Below are 3,565 nucleotides of genomic sequence, written 5' to 3'. Positions count from 1 at the left end.
GCTACAGCTGTACTGCGGCGACGCTCTAACTGAGTGCATGCCTCCAGCCAGTTTCGCTGGCTGATATTTAGACGTTGTAATATCGGTGGAATATGTATTCCCATACTGGCTTTGTTGTCTCGGTATTGACGCGCTGTCCAATCAACGAGTTCTATATAGTCCATCAGACGGAATGGAATACCGTCGATGGCTTCATTGGAGGGATTGCCGATAAATGGATGAAGACAAGGTGCCGTCGGCTGCTGGTGGTTCAGAGCCTCTAACCTTGCCTGAATCGAGGTAAAGTCGGAGGCTTCTGGTGTGTCTGCAATACCTGCTCTAAGGGGATTTAAATCGACGTACGCCATCGCTGCCGCAAGGGCCTGTTCGTCTAGCAGGGCTTGGCTTTTAAAGCGGTTTTCCCAGAAATGGCCTTTGCAGTCGTCTTCTTTGTTTGCCTGACAAGCGATGTCAAAGTTGAGCTCTTTCATAAACCAGCTTAGGCTCCATAGCCGCTCTCGCCAAGACTCAATAATCGTCATACACGCATCGATTTCTGCTTGGCTAGTGAGCTGCCCTGACTGCCATCGAGTGACCAAAGTAGGTAATTTATGGTCTTGCTTCCAACGTGCAATGACATCGGAGTTTGATAGATCCAGGGCTTTCTCTCGGTTGATATGTACCACAAGATGATAGTGGTTACTCATGATGGCATAAGCGCAAACATCGATGCAGTAGACTTGCGAAAGGGCGTACATTTTTTGCTTTATCCACTCACGGCGATGTTCATAGTTTCGTTGCGTGGTTGGATCTTCACCGCATAGGAAGCTTCGCCTCACACAACGAGAAACACAGTGATAATAAGGCGTTGTCTCTACACAAATCTGTTGGCTTCTCGCGGTGGTCATCTCATACCCTTATGGTGAATTACCGATTCAGGTTAAGAAACAGTCTAATACGTCGCAATCTGTTACGAGCCAACCTCTGGCAGAGGTATCAACAACCCACACTTATTTCATCCTTTGTGGTGTCTGTCCCTTCAATTCGTTATGACCCGTTGGGCAGGCGAGTCGCAAAAGAGTGTTTAAGCACCCAACGAATTACTGAGTATTTATGGGATGGGGCAAATATTGTCCAGCACAGTCAAAAGACCGCCGATGGCAGTGTTATTCAGGAAATCGAATACCTCTACGAACCAGAGACCTTCCGCCCACTCGCGCAAGTGACGCACAAGGCCAACCAAGCGTCTCAGCTACACTATATCGTGACAGACCATGCAGGCACGCCACAGGAGCTGTGCAGTGAAAATGGCGAGGTCGTTTGGCAAGGTGATCAAGCCTTGTGGGGCCATTACCAACAACGAAATGCGCTTCCTAATCATGGTTTTAGAGAAAACGCCCACAATGATGAGCTATACTGTGACCTGCGTTACCAAGGGCAAATAGAAGACCGCGAATCCGGCCTGTACTACAACGTTAATCGCTATTATGATGCAGACAGTGGCCAGTACCTAAGCCCAGACCCAATCGGGTTTGCGGGCGGGTTAAGGCCACAGGCGTATGTCCATAATCCATACGACTTTGTCGACCCACTAGGCTTAAATAGTGGCAAGTTAAATAGAAAAATGGGGGGATCGACTGGGGATAGGCTATCTGCACACCATGTTATTCCTGTTGATGTTTGGAATAAGAATAGCTCGTTCTTAGATGCGATAGGTATTGGAGGAAGGAGAGATAGTGTTGAAAACGGAATATTTATCCCAGGTAGTGAATCTGCGTTTAAAGATGGAGTGCTAAAAGATATGCCTGTATATCACAGTTCAAACCACAATAACTATAGTGCACTTGTCGCTCAAGATATTTCTGATATTAGCAATGAGCATGCCGCCGGTAATATGACTGATAGACAAGCAAGAGATGCGGTAAGAAAGGTCCAGATGGACTATAAAAATAGAATATGGTCTGGGGATGTTCCTAAAGACTGTAAAGGAAGGCTAAATTAATGACTAATTATTATATGATTATGGTAGACACAGACTCAGTTTATTACAAAGGCTTTGTTGGGGGTGTCTTTCAAACCCAAAAGGGTACCAGTCATCCTGCTGGTCCCTCTGATATTAGTGTATATAAGCTCGATAGCTCCATAGAGGAAATAAATTGGAACTTTGATGAAAAACCTTTTCTTGGCTTTGACTATACAAAACATGAAGGGCACATCATTAGGGAAAATATGTGGGATATTATAAGAAAATATAAGGTCGCAGACTATAAGGAAAGGACCATTAATGTTTGGATAGAAGGTAAACTTTTTGAAAGTGATTTTAAGCACATATTTTTTGAAATGCCGACACAAAGAGAACGTTTAGAAACCTATGAACATTTGGTTTTCTTTGATGAAAATAAGTCTGAGTTTGAAATAGGTAAGTTCAACTTAAAAATTCCCACTGGGGAAATAGTTTTGACAGAAAATGCCAAAAACTTTGACTGTTTTGAGCTGCGAGGGGGCATAAAGGGTATTGGAAGTAATTTAGTTGTTAATGAAAATCTTGCCAAAAAATTGTTGAGCGAAAATTTAAAAGGAATCAAGATAGTTCCGCTTAGAGATGCATTTCGTACTTTTTGTAATGATAGCATGCTTTCTTTAGATAACCTTTTACCAAAGAGAAAAAACAAAAAATAAAGGTAATAAAGGTAATAACAAGGACAGGCACTTCTATAGGCTACATGCTTATACAGCACGAAACCTTTGTTGACCTTTATCACGATAGACAAGTGGTTAACTTTAGCTAGTAGTTAGTGACATTTGAATGGATTTTCGCTCTCACAATGAACAGCAGAAATTGCCAAGTGTTAACAAGTTGCTTCTTTGTTTAGCTTAGGGCGTGATGATAAAGATGGGGGACGGTAAGTTAGTTGTCTTCGAGTTTGTATCGCCCTCTAAAAAAAAAATTACAAGGACAGGCACCACTAAAAAGGCCACATGCTAATACAGTGCGAGGCCTTAGTTGACTCTTTTCGTGATAGGCAAGAGGCTAAGTTTAGGTAGTAGTCAGTGACGTTTGGACGGATTTACGCTCTGACAATGAACAGCAGGAACTGCCAATCGCTAACAAGTTGATTCTTTGTTTAGGTTAGGGCGCGATGATAAAGATGGGGGAGGGAAGCTAGCTATCCAATCGAAGTAAATGGATTCGACGTTTGTTCAAGTTGAGCTTCGCCTCTTCTGCACTTTCTTGGCAGCCTACAGCTGTACTGCGGCGACGCTCTAACTGAGTGCATGCCTCCAGCCAGTTTCGCTGGCTGATATTTAGACGTTGTAATATCGGTGGAATATGTATTCCCATACTGGCTTTGTTGTCTCGGTATTGACGCGCTGTCCAATCAACGAGTTCTATATAGTCCATCAGACGGAATGGAATACCGTCGATGGCTTCATTGGAGGGATTGCCGATAAATGGATGAAGACAAGGTGCCGTCGGCTGCTGGTGGTTCAGAGCCTCTAACCTTGCCTGAATCGAGGTAAAGTCGGAGGCTTCTGGTGTGTCTGCAATACCTGCTCTAAGTGGATTTAAATCGACGTACGCCAT

General features: G+C 43.8%; 4 protein-coding genes. 2 read left to right on the top strand and 2 right to left on the bottom strand.

Annotated features, from left to right (window positions below; translation table 11 throughout):
- Positions 1-887, bottom strand: an 887-nt coding sequence (locus tag B853_RS15710; RefSeq protein WP_249027419.1) for a transposase, incomplete at its 3' end; no start/stop codon positions are given.
- 119 nt (positions 888-1,006) lie between these two features.
- Here B853_RS15710 and B853_RS15705 point away from each other — a divergent pair.
- Positions 1,007-1,981 (top strand): RHS repeat domain-containing protein, encoded by a 975-nt coding sequence (locus B853_RS15705; protein ID WP_249027418.1) that lies wholly within the window; start codon positions 1,007-1,009, stop codon positions 1,979-1,981.
- The gene (locus B853_RS15700; protein ID WP_038887465.1) at positions 1,981-2,658 is read left to right on the top strand and encodes an Imm43 family immunity protein; all 678 of its coding nucleotides are present in this window, start codon (positions 1,981-1,983) and stop codon (positions 2,656-2,658) included. The genes B853_RS15705 and B853_RS15700 overlap by 1 nt, the downstream gene beginning before the upstream one ends.
- A 484-nt stretch (positions 2,659-3,142) precedes the next feature.
- Here the strand turns inward: B853_RS15700 and B853_RS15695 are convergent.
- A partial coding sequence (locus B853_RS15695; protein ID WP_128826918.1) for a hypothetical protein occupies positions 3,143-3,565 on the bottom strand: 423 nt, incomplete at its 5' end.

The organism is Vibrio rotiferianus CAIM 577 = LMG 21460, from assembly GCF_002741985.1.
GTDB classification, from domain to species: domain Bacteria; phylum Pseudomonadota; class Gammaproteobacteria; order Enterobacterales; family Vibrionaceae; genus Vibrio; species Vibrio rotiferianus.
The sequence above is the reverse complement of the archived record's forward strand: the minus strand, read 5'-3'. Positions and strand labels throughout refer to the sequence as shown.